Genomic DNA, 1,322 nt, shown 5'->3' with positions numbered 1-1,322 from the left:
ACCGTCTCCGCAGGAGGGACTCCGCCCCGTGAACCCCTCCCAGGAGCGCACCGCCGCGCCCTCCGCCACCACCGCCGTGCCCCCCGCCGACCCGGAGGGCCACGGCATCGGCGCATCCCTCCCCGCCACCGACCTCGCCGCCAAGACCGAGGGCACCTTCCCGTACGCCGCCGACCTGTGGGCCGAGGGCCTGCTGTGGGCGGCGCTGCACCGCTCCCCGCACGCGCACGCGCGGATCGTCTCCGTCGACACCTCCGCCGCCGAGGCCATGCCCGGCGTCCGCGTCGTCGTCACCCACCGCGACCTGCCCGACGCCGCCGACCACGGCCGCGGCGTACGCGACCGGCCCGTCTTCGCGCACGACGTCGTACGGCACCACGGCGAGCCCGTCGCCGCCGTCGCCGCCGACCACCCCGACACCGCGCGGCTGGCCGCCGCCGCCATCGCCGTCGAGTACGAGTTGCTCGACCCCGTGACCGACCCGCAGGCCGCCTTCGAGGCCGAGCCCCTGCACCCCGACGGCAACCTGATCCGGCACATCCCCCTGCGCTACGGCGACCCGCAGGCCGCCGGCGAGGTCGTCGTCGAGGGCACGTACCGCATCGGCCGCCAGGACCCCGCGCCCATCGGCGCCGAGGCCGGCCTCGCCGTGCCGCGCCCCGACGGCGGCGTGGAGATCTACGCCGCCGCCACCGACCCCCACTCCGTACGCGACCAGGTCTCCGCCTGCCTCGGCCTGGCCGCGGACCGGGTCAAGGTCGTCGTCACCGGTGTCCCCGGCGCCACCGGCGACCGCGAGGACGGCTCCATGCAGCTGCCCCTCGGGCTCCTCGCGCTGCGCACCGGATCGCCCGTGAAGCTGCTGGCCACCCGCGAGGAGTCGTTCCTCGGCCACGCCCACCGCCACCCCACCCTGCTGCGCTACCGGCACCACGCCGACGCCCGCGGCAAGCTCGTCAAGGTCGAGGCGCAGATCCTCATGGACGGCGGCGCCTACGCCGACACCTCCGCCGACGCGCTGGCCGCCGCGGTGTCGTTCTCCTGCGGCCCGTACGTCGTCCCGCACGCCTTCGTCGACGGCTGGGTGGTCCGGACGAACAACCCGCCCTCCGGCCACGTCCGCGGCGAGGGCGCCATGCAGGTCTGCGCCGCGTACGAGGGGCAGATGGACAAGCTCGCCGCCGCGCTGGGCATGGAACCCGCCGAACTGCGCGCGCGCAACGTGATGGCCACCGGCGACCTGCTGCCCACCGGCCAGACCGTCACCTGCCCCGCGCCCGTCGCCGAACTCCTCACCGCCGTACGCGAAGCGCCGCTGCCGC

The 1,322-nt window shown here is 76.4% G+C and carries 1 protein-coding gene; it reads left to right on the top strand.

What is annotated here, in order from left to right; all coding sequences use genetic code 11:
• Positions 1–28: 28 nt before the first annotated feature.
• A partial coding sequence (locus H5J30_RS33740; RefSeq protein ID WP_181791583.1) for a xanthine dehydrogenase family protein molybdopterin-binding subunit occupies positions 29–1,322 on the top strand: 1,294 nt, incomplete at its 3' end.

It is taken from the genome of Streptomyces phytophilus, from assembly GCF_013870535.1.
GTDB classification, from domain to species: Bacteria; Actinomycetota; Actinomycetes; order Streptomycetales; family Streptomycetaceae; genus Streptomyces; species Streptomyces phytophilus.
The sequence above is the reverse complement of the archived record's forward strand: the minus strand, read 5'-3'. Positions and strand labels throughout refer to the sequence as shown.